The organism is Flavivirga eckloniae (genome assembly GCF_002886045.1).
Taxonomy (GTDB): domain Bacteria; phylum Bacteroidota; class Bacteroidia; order Flavobacteriales; family Flavobacteriaceae; genus Flavivirga; species Flavivirga eckloniae.
Genome location: NZ_CP025791.1, coordinates 1,436,546 through 1,458,242, shown reverse-complemented (window position 1 = coordinate 1,458,242; position 21,697 = coordinate 1,436,546). Strand labels below are relative to the sequence as shown.

The following is a 21,697-nucleotide window of genomic DNA, read 5'->3' as shown; positions in this document are numbered from 1 at the left end:
GATGATATCTCAAACTTGATTTAACATAAGATTCCTGCCTACCGAAGCAAGTTCGGTACAAGTTACACAGAAATTAATCTAGCCAAATAATCAAAGTGTTCCCCCTCTAAAACAAGTTCACATTTTAAACCAACAGTTTCGCAGGCCAGTTTTAAAGTATTGAAATCTAAATAGAGCCATTTCATTGGCACTTCCTTTTCGCCTTTGTAACTTAGAAAGTAATCAAGTTCACCGTAATAATTGGCATTGGTATCAATCCAGAAACCACCATCTTCATCTTCGTACATGTATTTAATGTCTGAAGAATCAATTAAGATTTGTCCGCCGGATTTTAAAAGATTTTTTAAATGTGTTAGGTATTTGGAAACCTGGGATAACTCTTGAAATATTCCCGTACCATTCATTAAGAGCAAAATAGTATTAAAAGATTCAGATTCGTCTAAAACATTCATTTCTACAGCATGTATAACACCACGTTGTTTAGCAACATTTATGGCCCCTTTAGAAATATCAATAGCTTTTACTTTTATGCCTTTTTTTTGCAAATACAAACTATGGCTTCCAGCGCCGCTACCAACATCTAAAACAGAACCATTAGCTAACTTTAAAGCTTTTTGTTCTAATACAGGCATATCTTTAAAATCACGGAACAAATAGGGTAGAGGTAGTTCATCCTCATCAGAAATACTCGTAGAAGTAATTAGGTCTTCCGTATAATTTCCGTTTTGGTAATCTAATAGTGCTTTTCCGAAAAGGTCTTTCAAAAGTTATGTTTTGTGTCATGTTGAATCTTTAGTCTACGCTCAAGAGAGACTAGAGTCGAAACATCTATTAATAAATTAGATGTTTCACTTCGTTCAGAATGACAAGTTTGTTTATTTTTACGCCATGCAAGATAGTATTAAAAACCTTCCAAAGCTCGCCAAAGATAAGCATAACGAAAACAAAAAATTCTTTGCTAAGCTAAAAAAGAAACCACCAAAAAATCTGGATTATGTTATGCAGGAATTGCATGACGAAGAGTTTGAACGTACAGATTGCTTAGAATGTGCTAACTGCTGTAAAACCACAGGACCGCTATTTACAGATAAAGATATAGAGCGAATTTCAAAACATTTCAAACAAAAACCACAGCAGTTTATAAGTCAATATTTACGTATTGATGAAGATAATGATTATGTATTGCAAAGTGTGCCCTGTACGTTTTTAGGTACCGATAACTACTGCTCCATTTATGAAGTACGACCAAAGGCCTGTAGAGAGTTTCCGCATACCGACAGAAAGAAGTTTCAGCAAATATCAAATTTAACGTTAAAAAATGTAGCTATATGCCCTGCAGTTTTTAACATAGTTGAGGATATGAAAAAAAGAATAAAATAGTATATTTAATAAAAATATGTTATTTGGAAGCTATTTTAAACTACTTTGAAACGATTCCTTCCCTGCATAGAGGAATAATTATTGTTGGAGGATTGACCTTCTTCTGGATTATTGAAGGCATCGTGCCACTATTTGGAATTAAGTATAAAAAGTGGAAACATGCTATTCCTAATATATTCTTTACTATTACCACCATATTGGTAAACCTGCCTTTGGCTTTTTTATTTTTAAAATCATCCGATTGGGTAGTCGCTAATAATTTCGGAATCCTTAATTGGCTTCCGGAAATGCCGTTATGGCTTTATGGTATTTTGGGTATCTTTTTAATAGATTTTATAGGAGCCTACTTGCCACATTTAATAGAGCATAAAGTAAAACCACTATGGATGGTGCATTTGGTACACCATTCAGATCATCATGTAGATACTACTACAGCGAATAGGCACCATCCTTTAGAAAGTGTTATTCGTTATGTATTTACACTTATGGGAATATTTATAATTGGTACACCTATAGCATTGGTTTTTTTATATCAATCGCTTTCGGTAATAGCTACTCAATTTAATCACGCTAACATAAAACTTCCTAAAAGAGTAGATAATATACTAAGCTACATTATTGTGTCTCCAAATATGCATAAGGTACACCATCACTATAAATTACCCTATACAGACTCTAACTACGGAAACATTTTTTCTGTTTGGGACCGCCTTTTGGGAACTTATATGAAACTAGATACTGATAAGATTGTTTATGGTGTTGATGTTTTTCCGGATGAAAAGGAAAATAGTAATATCAAAGATTTACTAATACAACCATTTCAGAAATATAGAAAACCTACTTCTTCAGAAGAAGCATAACCCTTTTATCTGTTTCATAACTTATTATTTTCTTCGTCTAAATGTACTATCAAAAAGAACATTTGTTCTGCAAGCTTTTGGTTTTTAGTCGTAATATTGATCGAATAAAATCAATGAATACTATGAAACTTAAAATCATATCAGTTATAGGTTTTGTAAGCGTATTTCTTTTAATGGCGTTTGCAAATATGGATAAACAGCAATCGGATTATCACTATTTAAAAGAGCGTTTGGAAAAAACAAAATCATTTACAATCGAGGTAATTGAAGCTATGCCGGAAAGTGATTTTGATTATAAGCCAACTGAAAAGGTTCGGTCTTACTCGGCATTGGCATCTCATACCGTATACTCTATCGATTGGAATATAGAATTAATGAAAGGGACTCCTGTTAAATGGAACCCCGGAGACGAAGATTGTTTTAGTAAAGCTGAGTTAGTAACATATGCCAACGATGAGTTTGATAGATTAATAACATTTATTAATAATGCTAAAGAAACTCCCAAACTAACAAATCAGCTTATAGATGTGTTAAACCATAATGCACACCATCGAGGACAAATGATAACATATTTGCGTTTAAAAGATATAACGCCACCTAATTATAGATAAGATCGTGGAACGTATAAGATATATTCTATTAGTTTTAATCCTAGTCATTTGGGGGCAAAAGGGATTTGGACAAGATTCAAAGTATTTACATTTATTAGTGGATTCTATACCAAATGGAAAACCTGTTTTAGTCAATTTCGAGATGGAAAAAGGATTTATGGCAACAGAGCGTATAGCAATTTCCAAGGATGGGAAAACCCTATACTATGGAGTTAGAAACGGATATAATTCAATTTCTAAAGCAGACATTATGAAACTTGAATTTAATAAAGGCAAATGGAGCAAACCTCAAGTGGTTTTTGCAGATAGCTCTGGGGCGCCAGCACTTTCAAGGGATGAGAAAACCATGTATTTTCAATACGACGATACCTTGTCTCCAAAAGGCATTTATTCTAGAAAAATTGGGAATGACTGGTCCAAACCCAAACGATTTATAGAGTCTTTAAAGAAGTCACACTATTTACAGGCGCCTAGAGAAAATAGTTTTTATTATTCCTCTGGAATTCAGGGAGATGATAAGATTCAAGACGTTTTCCATGTTATGGTTACTAAATCGGACACTGTTACTAAAAGATTAAATTTTAATGTAAAGGGCGATTTTATGGATCTCTATGTCGCTCCAGATGAATCATTTTTAATATTATTGATTAATAAGAAAAACAACACCAAAAGCTATAAGTTTTATAGTAATGCCGATCTTTTCATATCGTTCAAAAATAAAAATGGAACATGGTCTAAACCATTGAGTTTAGGTACAGAAGTTCATAGCGTTTCCAAATGGAATTGGGGGCCTTATGTTACCCAAGATAAAAAGTATTTGTTTTTTTCTAGTTGGGGGGAAACTGTTGGAACGTATATGATAGATTTTGAACCAATTTATAACAGACTTAAGTTGGAAACAGAAAACAGATAAATTAGAATGTCTACTTGTTTTAGAGGTATAGTATTTTTACTTTTTATTAGTTTGTTTATGAATTGTAAAGAAGAAAAATTTATAGATATTCAAGGACACAGGGGATGTAGGGGACTATTACCAGAAAACACTATTGAGGCTTTTAAAAAAGCCATCGATCTAGGGGTTCATACTCTAGAGCTTGATGTAGCAGTTTCAAAAGACGGTATTGTTGTGGTGTCTCACGAGCCCTATATAAGTAGAACGTACTGTTTGGATACCGATGGAAATGAAATTTTAGAAGCCTTTGATAAAAAGTATAACCTGTATCAAATGACATTCGACAGTATAAAACAGTTTGATTGCGGTACTAAGTTACATCCCAGGTTTCCGGAGCAAAAAAAGATGAAGACCTATAAACCTTCTTTGGAAGAGGTTATCAGGATTTCAAAAAATAAAAACCCAAACATAAAATTTAATATCGAATTAAAATCAAGACCGGAATATGATGGCATTTATACGCCAGAGCCAAATGAGTTTGTAAAGTTGGTTTTAGACGTTGTAAATAAAAACAATGCTTTTAACGAAACAAATTTGCAGAGTTTCGATTTACGGGTTTTAGAGGAAATTAAAGAACAATCCCCAAAAATAACAGTAGCTTTATTAGTAGATGAAGACGAAAGTATTCAAAGTAAAATGAGTAAAATGTCTTACGCTCCCGAAATTATTAGTCCATACTATAAGCTGTTAGATGCCAAAACTGTTAATACATTACAAGCTAATAACTTTTTAATAATCCCTTGGACGGTTAATACCAATGAGGATCTATTAAAAATGATCGATTTAAATGTTAATGGTATTATTACCGATTACCCCAATAGATTGATTCAAATTTTAAAAGATTAATCGTAAAGCAAATACTTTTTTCTAATTAGTTTAAAAGCGTCTAGGTCTTTTTTCCAAGTGGCCTTTATAGTTTCTTCGCTTAAACCTGCTTCAATTTGTTGTTGCAGTTTATCTGTGCCAGCATGTTTGGTAAAATTGTTAGTATTGAAAAATTTGGATGTGTCGGTGGAATTTTGATAAGCTTCAATGACCCATTTCAATGTCATAACACCATTTAGTTCTTCATCCTTTAAATCTTTACCATAACACATGGTGTTTTTATGTTTGGGGTATTTAGCGCCAAAGTTAGAAACAGGTGTGTAGTTAAAATTAAAGACATCCTTATTCAAAAAAGGAGCACCAAATCGTTGGAATTGAAATTCAGTCCCCCGACCAGCATTTATATTCGTACCCTCAAAAAGTCCAAGACTAGGATATAGTTTTATTGATTGATCGTTAGGCAAGTTGGGAGAAGGTCGTATAGGCAGGCTGTAAAACCTATCGTGGGTGTAATGCTTTACAGGAATCACAGTTATTTTGCATTGAGAACCATTCTTTAACCATTTCTCACCATTAATCATTTGGGCATATTCACCAATCGTCATGCCATGCACCAATGGTATAGGGTGCATACCTAAAAAGCTTTTGTTTTCGATTTTTAAGGTCGGGCCATCAATATAATGTCCGTTGGGGTTCGGTCTGTCTAATATTAAAACAGGAATATTTTGTTCGGCACAAGCTTCCATAATATAATGCAACGTAGAAATATAAGTGTAAAACCGAACACCAACATCCTGAATATCAAAAATAACAACATCCAAACCTTCAAGTTGTGCTTTGGTCGGCTTTTTATTCTTTCCATAAAGCGATATAAGCGGTAGGTTGGTTTTGGTATCTATACCATCTTTAACCAATTCGCCGGCATCAACACGACCTCGAAAACCATGTTCTGGAGAAAATACTTTTTTAATATCAATATTTAGAGCTAGCAGAGAATCAACTAAATGAGTAAAATCATTTTTTCCTGTAAGGCTTTTCTTGAAAATAACGCTTGTTTGATTAGCAACAATACCAACACGTTTTTTTTCTAATAACGGTAGGTAATTTTCGGTTTGATTGGCTCCTACTGCAATAGAACTATCCTTTTCTACGTTTTTTATCGAATAATGTGGTTCATTTTTGGTAATTATTTCATTTTTTGTTTTATAAGCACAAGAAATCATTACAATAACAAATAATAAAAATGTATTTTTGAAAATATTAAACCTCATAATATAATTTGAATTACGAATTTTTTATAGCAAAGCGCATTATTGGTAGTAAAGCGTATAAAAGTAGTATATCGGCACCAATTATAAAAATTGGTATTGCAGCAATTGCCATAGGTATTGTTGTTATGATGATTGCCATAGCTACTGGTATAGGCTTACAACAAAAGATACGTGATAAGGTTGTGGCATTTAATGGACATATAACCATTACTAATTACGATAGTAACAATTCGCAAGAAAGTGTTTTTCCCATATCAAAAGGACATGATTTTTATCCAGAGTTTAAAACTGTAGAAGGGATTAGCCACGTACAAGCAATAATAACAAAGTTCGGAGTTATTAGAACCGAAACCGATTTTGAGGGTGTTTATTTAAAGGGAGTAGGTGCCGAATATAAATGGGACTATTTTAAGGATTTTTTGTTAGAAGGGAGACTTCCCGATTTTACAGGTAAGAGAAATGAAGATGTTTTAATGTCTCAGTATTTAGCCAATAGGTTAGAGCTAAAACTTGATGATACATTTCAAATGGTATTTCGTAAAGACGATCCTGAAAAATTACCAAATATCATTACGTATCGCATTGTTGGAATATATAACTCAGGATTTCAGGATTTTGATGCCAATTATATTATAGGCGATCTTCGTCATTTACAAAGAATGAATCGATGGAAACCAGATCAGGTAGGAAATTTTGAAGTGTTTATTGATGATTATAATGAGATTGATAAAAAAGGTGTTGAAATATATGAGGATATCCCATCCATCCTTAACTCTGAAACCATTAAAAATAAGTACACTTCAATTTTTGATTGGATCCAAATATTCGACACAAACATTTATGGAATTATAGGCATCATGATACTGGTGGCCGGTATTAATATGATAACCGCATTGCTGGTTTTAATCCTAGAACGTACCCAAATGATAGGTATATTAAAGGCTTTGGGTAGTAATAATTGGAGTATAAGAAAGCTGTTCTTATATAATGCTACGTATTTAATCCTTTTAGGGTTATTTTGGGGAAATGTAATTGGACTCGGTTTTCTCTTTTCGCAAAAGTATTTTAAATTATTTCCGTTAGATCCGAGTGTATATTACGTTACAGAAGCTCCGGTATATATAAACTTAAGTTACATTGCAGCGCTTAATATTGGTACGCTTATACTTTGTTTGCTTATGCTTTTAATACCGTCTATCATTATTACAAAAATATCTCCTGTAAGAGCTATAAGGTTCGAATAGTTGCGTATGTTTTTTTAAATTTGATAAAAGTATTTTATCAATTCCAAGATTGATTTTTATTCAAGATATTTTTTAATATGAAATATAAGATGTCAAGTTTTATGACGCTTGAACATATTGGTGATATTTATTCCAAGTATTAGTGGAGATAATTTATATGGGCTATTTAAACTCACCAACTCTTTGTACTTAACACCCATCTCTATCACTAGAGTTTTTTTACTTATTATATTCTAATTTACCTTTGTAATATTTTTCTACCACCCATTTTTGTTTTTTTGTTGTTTAGATAATCTAAAGGTTTTAGGGTTAAAAAGTAACAAAATCTCCTACTTAACTATATCTGAATAAAAGAAACAAAGTTTTTAATGAAACTATTTGTGTTGCGTTATATTCTTTTGGTGAATTTTTATAAGATTCAAAAAGAATAAAGAAGCAGAAAAAGTAGTCTTACAGTGTATTGTGAATAGTCAATATTGCATAAAATTCAACAGTTATTAACCTCTTTTGGTTAGTTATAACTTGATGCAAAGTTTTTATTACCAATTATTCCTGTACTAACCATAAGTTTAAAGCATTTGTGAGTTTTTTTCTGGGTAAATACGTTTGAATTTAAAATATAGAAAAATGAAAAGTAAAATCTCACTACAACAAATTCAGATTGAGAATGAGTCTACTCAAAAACGTTTGACTAATTCGCATAATAGAATCATAATCTTTTTACTAGCATCAAGTCTAATTGAGGTTTTCTGGTCAACGACCATATTCGAATTTAGGATCGTTTATAAACTAAAATTATTTATAACGATTCCTCCAATCTTTAATATTTTTTCATGGTCAATTTACGCTATTAAGCATTTAACACCTTTCTTTTTTGACAAATATCGTTTTTTTGAGAAAGAAAAGGAGGATTATAATAGAGTTGAAAAAAGTACCGTGATTAAAGATTATCAGATACTTAAATACTCACTTTATAGACAAGAAAAGGTTGAAAGATTAATTATTTCTCTATTAATTGTTCAATTCATTTCCATGTCAACGATGATTATAATATTGTTCCAAACTAAATACCGATTATGAGGTGTATATATTCGTTTCTCTTTATTGCATTTATTTATAACTTGGGGTATTCCCAATCTTATGTCCAGCTTAACCTAATTGTCAAGGAAAAAATGTATGTTGATATTAATGTTACTATAGTTGATAGTGTTGTTAATAAATCACCTCTTATGCTTTTACCTTTACCTTTTAAATTAACAGATATGTATTCTTTTGAATCTGCTAATGATGTGAAAGTTTCTATATTATCTAAAGGACAAAACTATACTATTTTATCAGTGATTTCTCCAAATAATCACCCTGCAAAGTTTTCCATTATTAATGGATACGAACTTGGGGTCACTCAGGAAGGAAAGTCAGAATTTGAGTTTAATACTTCTTTTCCATTCATTACAAACCCCGAAAGAGAACTCTTTGAACGTCCAATAACGATAGATACGATTAATATTGCTATTACATTTCCTCAAGAATTTGATGATAAAGAGATTGGAATGTCTGACTTTCTTTTTGAAAAGGTAAGCAAACAAACTTATCAAACTAAGCACTTAAAACTTCATGATAAGGAAAGCAATGAAGAATGGATTGTTTTTCCAAACCCTTTTAAGTCTAAGATAGATATCTATAAACTTATTTTTGCTTTAATAGCTGGATTTATAACTCTTATAATTCACTTAAAAGCTATAAGAAAAAAAAACATTATATGGGCGTTGTCAATATTTATTCTTTCATCAATACTTGTGGGTTTATTTATTTACTTTATTATAACTATTCCAAAACCATTAGAGATAATGATATGGACAGCAACAGCTATACCCCATGCTATATTTGGTTTATTGGCTAGTATTTACATTTTTACTGCAAGTAAACTTCAATGCACACTAACGGGGCAAGTAACAATAGATGCACGTCCTGCACAAATTGCTAATATTATGCTTTATAAAATAGAAAGTAGTGGGACTAGAAAAATGGTCGCAAAAAAACATCAATTAGATGATAGTGGAAGATATACTTTTTCTAAATGGCTAAAAAGGGGTACTCACAAGTTTATAGTCCAAGCGAATATGGACATATCAGATGAAGTTGAAAGTAGTCTTATGGAAATAAGTAGAGGAAAGAGAAAAGAAATAACACCTATAAATTTAACAAGTTTAGAAGTGAAATAAAGAGAATAAAGAATTCATTCCAGATTTTGATTGTTCTGTATTTGGTTTCTATTTAGTCCCTTCTAATTAATTATAATAAAAAAACAAACTGATAATGTACCAACTTTGTTGATTGCAGAGATTAAGAATTTTAGAGGTAAACTATTGGTAATCAGATTTGTGTTTATAGAAAACAATGCTGAAAATTTTAGGTTATAGTTGACTTATGTATTATATGTTACTACCCGGTTTAATGGTTTAGGTGTTATTAGTTTAACGTTGTTTATTGTTTTTATAAAAACAATAATAATATCCCTTAAAAAATGTGTAATGATGTTTCAATGCAAATTGTATTACTAAACGTTTGCGAAAATTATTTTTTATAGGGAGATAATAATTGAAAAAGTTTCCCTCTTAATAAAACTAAAAATGACCACTAGATTTAATGAAATTAAATTAAAACACACAAAATATGTCTTGCTTATAATTACTGTGTTCGCTTTTTGCAATTCGGTGATTGGCTTACCATCAAAATATCATATATCACAAAACGATAAAATTGTTATAAAAAAGGATGCTTCTGTATCTTTAGATGAGGTCTTTGAGATCGTTAAAAAACAAACAAATTATATGTTCGTGTATCACCATAGTTTGTTTAAAGACTTTCCCGATATAAATCTTAGAAAAGGAGTTTTTAGTTTAAAGAAGTTATTGAGTCATGTTTTGACTGGAAAAAATGTCAGCGTGGTTTTTTCGACTAATAATACCATCCTTATAAAAGAAAAAATAAATAATTTAAAAAGACAACAGTTTAGTGTATCAGGAATCGTTACAGATGAATCGGGTGTGCCAATATCTGGTGTTACGGTTTTAATTAAAGTAGCTAATAAAGGTACGATCACAGATTTTGATGGACAATACACCATCTCAGTTACAGATTCGGCTAATGTATTGGTCTTTTCATATTTGGGTTATAAGGAGCAAGAAATCGTAGTAGGTAATCAAACCATAATTAATGTAACTCTTAAAGAAGAAATAGATCAACTAAAAGCAATAACTATTAACGCTGGTTATTACAATACTAACGAACGAGAACGAACAGGGAGTATCAGTAAAATTGATGCAAAAAACATAGAAAAACAACCTGTTAATAATCCATTAGCAGCGATGCAAGGACATTTGCCTGGTGTAAATATTACGCAAAGCACGGGGCTTCCTGGAGGAGGGTTTCGAGTTAGAATTAGGGGGCAAAATTTTATCGATATAAACAAGGGCGGTAGTAATGGTAGTACTAATGACCCTTTGTATGTGGTAGATGGAATACCCTATGATTCCTCTACATTAGAATCAACTGCCGTAGGTGATCAAATTATCAATTCTAGAGGGGTAAGCCCTCTAAATGCCATCAACCCTACGGATATTGAGAGTATTGAAGTATTAAAGGATGCAGACGCTACAGCAATTTATGGCTCCAGAGGAGCTAATGGTGTGATACTTATTTCAACCAAAAAAGGTAAAGAAGGTAAAACGCAGATTAAATTCAATGTTAGTACAACATTAGGACAAGTTGCTAATTTTATTGAGCTTTTGAATACCGAACAATATTTGGAAATACGTAATGAAACCTTTGTCAATGATGGCTATACCCTTGAAACTCTCCCCGATCTTTATAGTTCTCAAGTACGTGATTTAAACTTCTGGGATCAAAGTAGATATACAGATTGGCAAAAGGTATTATTAGGAGGAACTGCTTACCGACAAAATGCACAATTATCGTTTTCAAGAGGGAATAAACAAACCCAGTTTTTGTTAAGTGGTGGGTATCTGGTAGAGACTACGGTATTTCCAGGAGATTCTAAATATAGTAAAGCATCGATGCGTGTTAATATTAATCATCAATCTGAAGACAGTCGTTTTAAGTTGAATTTTTCAGGTAGTTACAATGCAGATATAAATAATTTGCCAACAATAGATTTCACAGGAAATGCAAGGAGATTGGCCCCCATCGCACCCGTACTTTACGATGATCAAGGGAACTTAAACTGGGAAAACTTAACGTTTCAAAATCCTTTGGCTTTATTAGAAACGAAATATCGAGCTAATTCTAGAGGTCTTATTGCAAATACTACCTCGTCCTATCAGCCTATTCCACAAAAGCTAGAGTTTAAAGTTAACCTAGGTTATACGAATTACAATTTGGATTCATATAAAGCAGAACCGCATACTGCACTGAATCCGGGAATAGCTTTTTATGATAGTCGTCATTCCAATATTGTTATTAACAATGGAGTTCGAGAATCCTGGATCGTGGAACCTCAAATTAATTGGCAGTATGATGGGGAAAATACAGTTTTAAAATTACTAGTTGGTGCTACTTTTCAACACACTAAAGAGCAACAACTGGTTCTGTATGGGAAGGGTTTTCCAAGCAATGATGTGTTACTTGATATATCACAAGCAGATGTCCGCAGTACCGTTCAAGATATAGTATCAGAATATAAATATCAGTCTTTCTTTAGTAGAATCAACATTAACTATCGAGACAAGTATATTTTAAACCTTACAGGCCGTCGTGATGGTTCTTCCCGTTTTGGACCTGGAAAGCAATTTGGTTATTTTGGAGCTATAGGGAGTGCCTGGTTATTTTCAGAAGAAACGTTTTTAGAAGATAACAATATTTTAATTTTTGGTAAATTACGGGCTAGTTATGGTATTACAGGAAGTGATAATATTGGGAATTATAACTTTTTTGACACTTACGAATACAAGCTAAATGGTATCTATAATGGTTTAAGTTTAGCACCCACTCGATTGTTTAACCCGGATTTTGCTTGGGAAGAAACCAAGAAATTGGAAGTTGCATTAGAGTTGGGGTTTTTTAAGAAACGTATCTTACTTTCAACCGCTTGGTATCGTAACAGGTCTTCCAATCAGTTGATTAATATGCCCTTGCCGGCTATTACGGGTTTTGTAGGGGTTAACAGCAATTTTGATGCTATTGTAGAGAATACCGGAATAGAGATCGACTTGAATACTATAAATATTCAAAATGACCATTTTACATGGAGTACTACCTTCAATATCTCAGCTAATAGAAATAAATTGGTGTCATTTCCAGGGCTGAAAGGTTCTACTTTTCAGAGTCGTCTGGTTATAGGACAACCTTTAATAGTAAGCCAACTATACCATTTTATTGGCGTAAATCAGGAGACCGGGATGGCTCAGTTTGAAGACTATAATAATGATGGATTTTTAGATTTTAATGACCGTAGAAGGTTTGAGGATCTCACTCCAAAATATTTTGGAGGTTTGGGTAATACATTCCAGTATAAAAACTTACAATTGGAGATGTTTTTCCAATTTACAAAACAAAAAGCTTTCAGTTATTTAAGTCGGGTTACTTACCCAGGAAGGTCTGTGAGCAATCTGCCTGTATCGGTATTAAACCGTTGGCAACAAGTTGGAGATATAAGTCCTATCCAGCGTTATTCTATCACAGATAATAATGTGTTTGATGCTTGGGATGATTATAAGAGAAGTGATGCTGCTATAGTGGACGCCTCATTTATTCGATTGAGGAATGTATCATTGAGTTATATAATTCCTAAAACTGTAACAAAAGAAGTAGATTTAAGTATTTATTTACAGGGGCAGAACCTATTTACTTTTACCTCATACGACGGAGCAGATCCAGATGTACAGGTTTCTAATAAATTTCCTACATTACGTCAGTTTACATTAGGACTGAGTTTAAGTTTTTAAAAAATAATGATATCGCTTAATAAAAATATAAAAATGAGATACACAATTGAAACTTTAATTAGTTGTAGGTGCTATTCTATAAAAGTATTACATGCATTTTTATTCATCCTACTTTTTAGTAATTGTGATGATTTTGTTGAGGTGGATCTTCCCCAAAATCAATTAACATCATCAGATGTTTTTCAAGATGCTGCAACAGCTACAGCAGCTATAAGAAATATATACGTTGAAATGCGAGATGGAGGTTTGATGTCTGGATATGAAGGAGGAAATAGTTCTGAATTGGGTCTGTATGCTGATGAAATGGATCAATTTAATATTCAGAATCCATTTTTTGATCATTCAATATCTGCAACAAATTCAAGAATATCTGGTTGGTGGAATCATACCTACAATTTGATTTATACTGCAAATGCAATTATAGAAGGTGTTGAGAATTCCGCGACTTTATCTTTAGAAGATCACAATCAATTAAAGGGAGAAGCTTTATTTATTAGAGGGTATCTCCACTTTTTGCTAGTAGAACTTTATGGTCCTGTTCCCTATATCAGGACAACCGATTACACAGTAAATGTAATAGCGTTTCGTGATCCTATAAATAAAGTATATGATTACATTATAAAAGATTTAATAGAGGCAGCCAATCTGTTAAGTGAAGATATATCAGGTGAACGCATACGCGTATATAAAGGTGTTGTGAAGGCATTACTAGCTAGGGTATACCTGTATACACACCAGTGGCATCTTGCAGAAACTATGGCAAGCAACATAATTAATAGTTTTGTATTAGAACCAGACTTAAATAAGGTGTTTTTAAAAAACGCATCAAGCACTATATGGCAATTTAGACCTTCTGTAGAAGGTGAAAACGCAAGCTATGGCGGCAGTTTTATTTTTACAGTTAATCCAGGTATTAAACCCACCTTAAGTGAATCAATGGTAAAAACCTTTCAGCCTAATGATTTACGTAAGTATAGTTGGACGAGAAGTGTTAACAGTGGTTCAAATACTTGGTACCATGCATATAAATATAAAGAAGCAGGTTCTACTGAAAATTTAGATGGAGAAGCGGAATCAAAAGAATACCCAGTTGTATTTCGATTGGCAGAGCAATATTTAATACGGGCAGAAGCTCGGGCTCAACGTGGTGATATATCGGGTGCACAAGAAGACTTAAATGTAGTTAGAACCCGGGCAGGATTACCAAATACAATAGCAGCAAGTACCGATGCGTTGTTAGGAGTAATTTTACAAGAACGTCGTGTGGAGTTGTTTACAGAACATGGCCACCGTTGGTTCGATCTAAAAAGGTTAGGAAAAGCTGCCGAAATATTAGCGCCAGTTAAGTCGAATTGGCAGGATAAAGACATTTTATTGCCTATTCCGGAATCTGAAATTTTATTGAACCCGAATTTAATACCACAAAATGATGGGTACTGATTAGTTAATTTGTCATACTCTCGAAGGAGGGAAAAACAAAGCATTTACAATTTTTCTATTTAGTGAAATAAAGTAAATGAGTAATCTCTCAAGAAGAAAGCTCAAAACTAAAAATCAAAAAACATTTAAAATCTGAACAATGAGAAGTTATATTAAAATAGCAACCTTAATGCTATATATAATAAGCGTACAAAGTTATGCTCAGAAAATAATGAATAATGTAAAACCATATCAGGAAGTCATTACATCTGAAATCATGACTCAAAAAGGTTTTTTATTAACACACCTTCTAAATAATAAACTCTATTTAGAAATCCCTTCAGCTATATTGAACAAGGCAATGTTATTTGTAGAACATCATAAATATTCTAACCCTCAGCAGGTTAAGTGGGAAAAAAGAGGAAATAGAATTCATTTAATTATTTCTGAAATCGAATCGAAAGTAGGAGGGGTAATTCCGGTAACTAAAAAAACTTCAAAAGATAAGTTTGATGTCAAGATAACACCAGCCATATTTCCAATATTAACAATAGGAGCTAATGGATCAAGTTATGTTATTGACGTTAGTTCTTTATTTTTAAGTACGCCTAAACCTCTTTCAGGAAGAGGGAAAGTATATCAGGATTTGGCATTTATTGATAAGGTACTAACATTTGATAATGTGATTGAAGTAAAAACAAGCAAGACATTTTCCTCAGAGCAAGGCCCATTAACGGTTAATATAGATTTTAGTTTGTTCTTGCTACCAAGCCCTATGATGCCAAGATTATATAATTATCGAATAGGTTTTGGAAAGGAAGAAGATTATTTAAATCCGGTAATGGAGAGAGCATCAATTACGCGATGGAGATTAGTTAAAAAGAATAAAGAACAGGTTTTAAGTGAACCAATAAAACCCATTACCTTTTATTATGACCCGGCAACACCAGAAAAGTGGAAACCATATTTAAAAGCAGGTGTAGAAGAATGGTTGCAGGCTTTTGAAGCAGCAGGGTTTAAAAATGCAATTGTTATAAAGGAGCCTCCTATAAATGATAGAAATTTTTCAATAAATAGCTTGCGATACTCCTTTATTCGCTGGTTAGATAGAACAAACTATAGAGGGTATGGGTCTGGAGGGGCAGGAAGTGTAAATAATTATATAGATAAAAGAACAGGAGAGATTCTTAAAGGGGATATACTAATTGGTGCACCTTATGAGTATTTATCTGATAAATATTTTATAAGATGTAGTCCACTAGATAAGCGTGCTCAACAATATCCATTTCCAGATGATTTAATGGGGGAATTAATCCAAAGGATTACTGCGCATGAAGCAGGACATGTTTTTGGGTTAAAAGATGGTCATTATGGTGAATATGCTTACCCTTTTGAAAAGATGCGCGATAAGGAATGGTTAGAGAAGATGGGACATACTCCTAGTGTTATGAATTATACTCAGCAAAACTCAGTAGTACAACCTGAAGACAGCATACCTCCAATATTGTTAAACCAAAAAGTAGGTCCAACAGATGTTTACTCAATTCGTTGGGGGTACACATCATTTCAAAACATAAAAACACCCGACGACGAGTTACCATATTTAGAAAAAATAATAAAAGAACAAGATTCCATACCTTGGTATAAATACAAACTAGATGTCAGAGATAGAAATAGCCGTTTTGGTCCAGATGCTACGAGCCAAGTCGTAGATTGTGATAACCCAATAAAGGTGACTACTCTTGGGTTGGAGAATTTAAAAAGAGTTATAAAGTTATTGCCAAAGGCAGTACATAATGAAAGAGATAACATAGCCTTAAAACGATTATATTTTAAAACGCTTAACCATTGGGTAAATGAAATGAAATCTATTGTGTCTTTGGTAGGAGGTTATACCACACAGCATAAAGGCAGCAACCAGAAAGGGGCAGTTTATAATGCTATATCAACAGAGATTCAAAAGGAAGCTGTAGAGTTCCTAATCAAAGAAGCTTTTAACAAACCTGATTGGTTGATCTTGCCAGAAATTACAAGAAAGTTTGAAACAAACTCTACTTTAGAAAACATAACTAATAGGCAATTAAGGGTGCTAAGAAGTTTGTTTTTTCATCAGCGCCTAAGAAACTTGGAAGAAATGGATTTGACGATGAAAAGGAGTTATAAAATAATCGATTTATTAAATGATTTACAGGTGGGATTGTGGCATGAGTTGGATGAAAAAACTGTAAAAATAAATCCTTATCGTCAACAAATACAATTGGCATACATCATGATATTAAAGCAATCTTTAGAAATAGACAATAAAAAAAGATTGGTTGTAAATAGTGGGCTAGATAAGGCTTTTGTTCAATATAAATTAAGTAATTATACACGAGCCATTTTGTTTAATGCCTTGTTTGTTGTTAAAAAGGCTATTAAAAAAGTAAAAAATACTATTAAGGAACCAATAACAAAAAAGCATCTTGAGTTGTGTTTAATGGAAATAAATAAAACCCCGAAAATAGATTAGAAATTATGAAAGAGATAATGCCTACCAATTGGTTTTAAGATATATATGTTCCATAAATACTTTTGAAACATATAACTTTATTGTAAGTAAGTTATTTTTTTAACTCAAAATCATATTATTCTTAGTGTTTTTTCCTTGTAAAAATTGCTAGAGCTTTTTGTTGTATTAGTAACGATTAATGAAGTAATTAATGTTGTAAAAACAGAATCAAATCTAACAAATAATTAGCTTATCACAGAAATAAAAGAATCCTTTTGGGAATTTTTCTATCAGATAATTAAGGCTATTGATAAAGTCGTGATTATTAATAAAACGGACTGTTAATACCATCTAATGAATCGATTAAAAGTGATGGTTAATTACTTTAATATATTATTTACATTTTCTAATAGCGAAATGGAAGGAGCTTTGACAAAGGGTCCAAAGGAGTTTCCTTCTTATACTCAAATTATACGATAAAATTTAGAATTTCTTTTCAATTATAGCTAATACTTAAAAGGTCATGCATCTTTAAAAATTCAAGTTGACTTTAATGAATTTCTAATATATAGAATGAAAATCAAATGTGTTTAATACTAAGGGATGTTAGCACGAACACTTTTTTAAAACGATAGTACATTGAGAAACTTTTAGATATACTTCTGTCTGGCCTGCTCCGAAAATGAAAACAGTACAATCTTCACAACCAGTTTCACAACAGTCAATAGGTGTTATATATTGGCATTCATAATTAGAATCTAAATATTTTCCTTCAGTAATATAGCTTGCAACTTTGTTAGTTGTAAAAGCAAGCGAAGCTGTTATAGCAAGTATTAAAGTAATAGCCGATAAAACGATTTTAAAAATTTTAGACTTCATGATATAGATATTTAAAAATTAATGATCTACTCTATTTTACAGGTTTTCGATTTTTCCCTGATTACAAGTATTATTACCGATGGATAATTAACATATACTAGATACTGATTGTTAGAAAAACAGGCATCCAAAATCAAACCTATTTATATTGAGACCTAAAGGCGTTCATAGTGAACGCCTCTACATTTTTTTGGTTCTAGAAAATTATTGTGCTGGCCTTTTCAATGGTATAAGGCATTGTGATTCCTGATGTATTATTGTGTTAGGTCCTGTTCCGAAAATAAACATGGTACAATCTTCATCACCTGTTATATCACATTCTTCAGGAGGAGTAATAAATAGACACTCCTCATTAGAATCTAAATACCATCCATCAGTAAGAGCTTCATTAGCGGTAAAAGCAAGTGAAGCAGTTATAGCAAATATTAAAGTAATTGCTGGTAAAACGATTTTAAAAATTTTAGATTTCATAATATAGATATTTAAAAATTAATGATCTACTCTATTTTACAGGTTTTCGATCTTACCCCTGACTGCAGTATTGTTTAATTTTATTTAGTATATTTATTTTATTTTTTATGGTTTTAATTTTATTGCTTTACAGCTAATGACTGTACCTCATTAAGAAGGTTTTTTAGCTTATAAGTAACTAAATGGTTTCCAATAAGACCAATAAATGTATTATCAACTACACAAAATGATCTTAGTTTACTTTTGTTAATATCTTCAACATAGAAGCTAAACTGGTAACCGTTGTTTACAATATTATAGACATCAATAACAGAAGATTTTTTCCATAATACCAAAGGTTCCTTCTTTCCTAACAGGTTGGAATTTACAAAAAGATAGTTCCCAAAGGTTGCACTGTATTTGTTAATTCTCAGGGGAGGAGCTGCCATTTTGCGTTGGTTTTTAGAAACTATGGTGTCCACTTTTATCTTAGCTTGACTGATGGTATCTATGGTTTTACCCAAGACTTGTAATTCCAGATTATTATTAGCCACGATATATTGATTACGATATCGGTATGTATAAATTAATTGTTGTTTTTGTTGGTTATATTGTAGGGTCCCGTCAACATCAAAAAGGCCATCCACCTGTTTTTTTAGTAGTTTATGAGAAAGTGTCATGGCTCCAGAGTCCGATAGATGTATGGTGCCCAATGAAAATTCATTAGTTTTGTTACTCATAGCACGAATAGCTAGAGTAAGTGAATCTATAGGTTGCACATTGGTAAAATAAAATGGTTTTTCCAACATGGAATATCCTTTCCATTCTTTGATGTTCCCTCTAAGGATATAAGGGACTGTGCCATCCATCAAAAAGAAATAAGGAGGAATTACCCTAAGTTGTGGAGAACGTGTTAGTAAACTGTCCAAATCCATTGATAAGTGAATGACTTTTTTTCTTTGAAGTGACGAGTCCACTACTGTGAGATATAAAGGAGATTTAGGGTTACCGAGATAGATGTTTTTTTCATCTGCTCCAGCAATATAATACCCACTATATTCAAGATCCAACTCATGTGTTTTATGTGGCGGATCATGTAGAAAACCACGATGAAAACTCATATCTCTTTCTGTACCTTTATGTGTAAAGGCAAACAAAATCGTTATAAAGCAAATACCTCCAATGGCGTTGATTGAAAGGGGTTTATAAAGATTTTTTTGTGTTATAAGAAAACTGGTTTTAGCGTGAAGTGATTTTTTTTGTCCATTTAATATATAGATCCCTATAGAAGCTAAAATAACAAAAACAATATTGAAGATTAAATGCTCGGTCCACCCTAGTTTTTCAATAACGCCACCGCATGAGCATGGTATGTCATCACTAAAATTTAGAATAACAAAAATATAGACAGAAAACATAACCATGAGGTTAAAGGCTGCATACATGCCTAATAATCTAAATCGGGGAATAAGTAACAGTAATGCAATTAGGATTTCAAGGCAGGGTATTATCCAAGCAACAATACCTGCAAAAGAGGTGAGCATGGTTGACTGACCTATTTGAATTTTAAATTCGTCGAAAACGACTAATTTACTTAAAGCTGCATATACAAATAGAAATATATACAGAAGGCAAATAACTTCTATCAGAACATTTTTGTGCTTATTGTGAATTTTCATAAATATTAAATAATTGGAGTTTTTATTAACAGTATAAAGTTGCGAGATAAAATTTATTTTAGACGGATAAATACTTGTACTAAAGGGATTTAATTAAAACTAAGGATAGCTTGATATTCATGTTTTAAAAGGTTTCATTTTGAATAATACAACAAAAACTAACTTTTAACCTAAATTTGTAAAATAAAACAACGTACATGGAATACGCAGAAAATATATTAGGAACCATTGGTAACACACCATTGGTTAAATTAAATAAGTTAGTTGAAGAGTTACCTTGCTTGGTTTTAGCAAAATATGAAACCTTCAACCCAGGTAATTCTGTAAAAGATAGAATGGCTGTAAAAATGATTGAAGATGCCGAGGCAGATGGGCGATTAAAGCCAGGAGGAACCATTATTGAAGGTACATCGGGTAACACAGGAATGGGGTTAGCTTTAGCTGCCATAGTAAAAGGCTACAAAATGGTTTGTGTGATTAGCGATAAGCAGAGTAAGGAAAAAATGGATATCCTAAGAGCCGTAGGAAGTAAAGTTGTAGTATGCCCTACTAATGTAGAACCAGAAGATCCAAAATCATATTATTCAACCTCAAAACGACTAGCAGAAGAAACACCAAATTCTTGGTATGTAAACCAATATGATAACCTGAGTAATACCGCAGCACATTACGAAAGCACTGGTCCGGAAATATGGAAACAAACAGAAGGTAAAGTCACCCATTTTGTAGTAGGAGTAGGAACAGGAGGTACCATTTCTGGGGTGGGAAAATATTTAAAAGAACAAAACCCTAACATAAAAATTTGGGGTATAGATACTTATGGTTCTGTTTTTAAAAAATATCATGAAACAGGGTTGTTCGACGAAAACGAAATTTACCCTTATATCACAGAAGGCATTGGAGAAGACATACTACCAAAGAATGTCGATTTCGATGTTATAGATGGCTTTACTAAGGTTACCGATAAAGATGCAGCAATTTATACCCAGAAACTGGCAAAAGTAGAAGGTATGTTTTTAGGGAATTCAGCCGGTGCAGCTATAAAAGGACTTTTACAATTAAAGGATGAATTTAAGAAAGACGATGTGGTAGTGGTATTGTTTCACGACCATGGAAGCCGTTATGTAGGTAAAATGTTTAATGATGAATGGATGCGAGAACGTGGATTCATTGAAGATGAATTAACCAGCGCACATGACATTATTAAAAAGAATCATTTAGATAAGACTTTAATAACAGTTAAAACTGAAGAGTTAGTATCTCATGCCATTGAGCGTATGATGACATACAAGATTTCACAAATACCGGTTGAAGATTCGTCAGGATTTGTAGGTGCGGTTGATGAAGCAGATTTATTGAGAAAGTATATCGAAAACAAGGATATTTCAGATTTACCTATTAAAGAAGTCATGCACAAGCCATTCCCAATAGTCGGTGAAAATACGCCAATAGAAGAAGTGTCCAAATTAATTGACAGAAGCAATAGCGCTGTATTAGTAAAGCTAAAAGACGGTACCCATCAAATTATTACTAAATACGATATAATTAGTGCTTTGTAATTGGTCGAAAAAAATTACAAAAGATACATGTTTGCATTCAAAAGTTCTATATTTATGAAAATCAGCAAAAAATACTGAAATATTTTTTCCAGTATTTTTTTATATGAGCTATGTCTT

At 32.4% G+C, this 21,697-nt stretch carries 16 protein-coding genes; 11 read left to right on the top strand and 5 right to left on the bottom strand.

What is annotated here, in order from left to right; all coding sequences use genetic code 11:
• Positions 1-62: 62 nt before the first annotated feature.
• Positions 63-764: a class I SAM-dependent methyltransferase gene (locus C1H87_RS06015; protein WP_102754949.1), complete on the bottom strand. Its 702-nt coding sequence runs from the start codon at positions 762-764 to the stop codon at positions 63-65.
• A 124-nt stretch (positions 765-888) separates the two neighbouring features.
• On the opposite strand from C1H87_RS06015, the gene C1H87_RS06010 reads away from it, so the two are divergent.
• From C1H87_RS06010 to C1H87_RS05990, 5 genes are all read left to right on the top strand, one after another.
• Positions 889-1,380 (top strand): YkgJ family cysteine cluster protein, encoded by a 492-nt coding sequence (locus C1H87_RS06010; RefSeq protein WP_102754948.1) that lies wholly within the window; start codon positions 889-891, stop codon positions 1,378-1,380.
• 23 nt (positions 1,381-1,403) lie between these two features.
• On the top strand, positions 1,404-2,240 hold the full coding sequence (locus C1H87_RS06005) for a sterol desaturase family protein (RefSeq protein WP_102754947.1): 837 nt from the start codon (positions 1,404-1,406) through the stop codon (positions 2,238-2,240).
• A gap of 122 nt (positions 2,241-2,362) precedes the next feature.
• Positions 2,363-2,851, top strand: coding sequence for a DinB family protein (locus C1H87_RS06000; RefSeq protein ID WP_158655137.1), 489 nt, complete (start codon positions 2,363-2,365; stop codon positions 2,849-2,851).
• 4 nt (positions 2,852-2,855) lie between these two features.
• A complete protein-coding gene (locus C1H87_RS05995) occupies positions 2,856-3,764 on the top strand; it encodes a hypothetical protein (protein WP_102754945.1) in 909 nt (302 codons plus the stop codon).
• Between the two features lie 57 nt (positions 3,765-3,821).
• Positions 3,822-4,649, top strand: coding sequence for a glycerophosphodiester phosphodiesterase family protein (locus tag C1H87_RS05990; protein WP_102754944.1), 828 nt, complete (start codon positions 3,822-3,824; stop codon positions 4,647-4,649).
• Here the strand turns inward: C1H87_RS05990 and C1H87_RS05985 are convergent.
• Entirely contained in the window at positions 4,646-5,899 is a 1,254-nt protein-coding gene (locus tag C1H87_RS05985) for an exo-beta-N-acetylmuramidase NamZ family protein (RefSeq protein ID WP_102754943.1), read from the bottom strand. The genes C1H87_RS05990 and C1H87_RS05985 overlap by 4 nt on opposite strands.
• Before the next feature lie 8 nt (positions 5,900-5,907).
• Between C1H87_RS05985 and C1H87_RS05980 the strand changes: the two genes are divergently transcribed.
• From C1H87_RS05980 to C1H87_RS05955, 5 genes are all read left to right on the top strand, one after another.
• A complete protein-coding gene (locus tag C1H87_RS05980; RefSeq protein ID WP_102754942.1) occupies positions 5,908-7,143 on the top strand; it encodes an ABC transporter permease in 1,236 nt (411 codons plus the stop codon).
• A gap of 1,172 nt (positions 7,144-8,315) precedes the next feature.
• Entirely contained in the window at positions 8,316-9,365 is a 1,050-nt protein-coding gene (locus C1H87_RS05970) for a hypothetical protein (protein WP_158655136.1), read from the top strand.
• A gap of 408 nt (positions 9,366-9,773) precedes the next feature.
• A complete protein-coding gene (locus C1H87_RS05965; protein WP_102754939.1) occupies positions 9,774-13,106 on the top strand; it encodes a SusC/RagA family TonB-linked outer membrane protein in 3,333 nt (1,110 codons plus the stop codon).
• Positions 13,107-13,139: 33 nt separating this feature from the next.
• Entirely contained in the window at positions 13,140-14,546 is a 1,407-nt protein-coding gene (locus tag C1H87_RS05960; RefSeq protein ID WP_102758187.1) for a RagB/SusD family nutrient uptake outer membrane protein, read from the top strand.
• A gap of 139 nt (positions 14,547-14,685) precedes the next feature.
• Positions 14,686-17,034 (top strand): zinc-dependent metalloprotease, encoded by a 2,349-nt coding sequence (locus tag C1H87_RS05955; protein ID WP_102754938.1) that lies wholly within the window; start codon positions 14,686-14,688, stop codon positions 17,032-17,034.
• A gap of 585 nt (positions 17,035-17,619) precedes the next feature.
• On the opposite strand, the gene C1H87_RS05950 is transcribed toward C1H87_RS05955, so the two are convergent.
• The 3 genes from C1H87_RS05950 to C1H87_RS05940 form a co-directional block, all read right to left on the bottom strand.
• Complete coding sequence (locus tag C1H87_RS05950) at positions 17,620-17,892, bottom strand: DUF6520 family protein (protein WP_102754937.1); 273 nt, start codon at positions 17,890-17,892, stop codon at positions 17,620-17,622.
• A gap of 204 nt (positions 17,893-18,096) precedes the next feature.
• On the bottom strand, positions 18,097-18,363 hold the full coding sequence (locus tag C1H87_RS05945; protein WP_102754936.1) for a DUF6520 family protein: 267 nt from the start codon (positions 18,361-18,363) through the stop codon (positions 18,097-18,099).
• 119 nt (positions 18,364-18,482) lie between these two features.
• On the bottom strand, positions 18,483-20,021 hold the full coding sequence (locus C1H87_RS05940; protein ID WP_102754935.1) for a MauE/DoxX family redox-associated membrane protein: 1,539 nt from the start codon (positions 20,019-20,021) through the stop codon (positions 18,483-18,485).
• 197 nt (positions 20,022-20,218) lie between these two features.
• On the opposite strand from C1H87_RS05940, the gene C1H87_RS05935 reads away from it, so the two are divergent.
• Positions 20,219-21,580 (top strand): pyridoxal-phosphate dependent enzyme, encoded by a 1,362-nt coding sequence (locus C1H87_RS05935; RefSeq protein WP_102754934.1) that lies wholly within the window; start codon positions 20,219-20,221, stop codon positions 21,578-21,580.
• Positions 21,581-21,697 lie beyond the last annotated feature (117 nt).